This is a genomic window from Kocuria cellulosilytica, from assembly GCF_040981245.1.
Taxonomy (GTDB): Bacteria; Actinomycetota; Actinomycetes; order Actinomycetales; family Micrococcaceae; genus Kocuria; species Kocuria cellulosilytica.
Map to the genome: position 1 here is coordinate 1 of NZ_JAVFWZ010000070.1, position 609 is coordinate 609.

General features: G+C 65.7%; 1 protein-coding gene. It reads right to left on the reverse strand.

Translation table 11 applies throughout. The annotated features are described in order from the left end of the window. The coding region (locus RCG67_RS17035) for a thiamine pyrophosphate-binding protein (protein WP_497801013.1) at positions 1 to 309 on the reverse strand (309 nt) is incomplete at its 3' end. Positions 310 to 609: the final 300 nt, after the last annotated feature.

Here is a 609-nt window from a genome sequence, read left to right on the forward strand (position 1 = left end):
GTAGGTCTCCAGCTCCTCCAGCGGCAGAAACTTCGCCTCGGTCAGTGCGGCGTAGAGGGCGATGGCGTAGTGGCCGATGGACAGCAGGCAGCGGTCCCGGCCCTCCCACTCCGGGTCCTCCGGACGCAGGTTCAGCTGGTCGGCGTAGAGCACCGCCAGCACATCGGCGATGTCCAGGGCCTGGCCGATGTAGCCCTGCCCCTGCACCTCGGCCTGGATCAGCGCGTTGGTGCGGATGCGGAACGCCGCCTCCTTGATCCGCTGGAGACGTTCGGGATCGACCGCAGCGCGGTCAGTGCTTGATTGCATGAATGGTCACCTCGTGTGGTGTTCGTCGGGTCGGCGGATCCTTGCGCCTTCCGGTGCGCCGGGTGGGCGCGCTCGGTGGGAGGCGGAGCCGCCGTGTTCCACCGCACTACCGACTGCTGACAGTGGCTGTGGCGTGACTCACACTAGACGAATCCGTTGTTAACAGTCAACACTCAAGCGGTGAATCTTGTTTTCTGACGTCTCTCCCCGTGTGCGGTCCCGTGCTCAGCACCGCAGACCAGCGCGGCAGGGGGTGGGTGCTGCCATTCCGGTTCACCGTCGACGGTTGACCGACGCGTA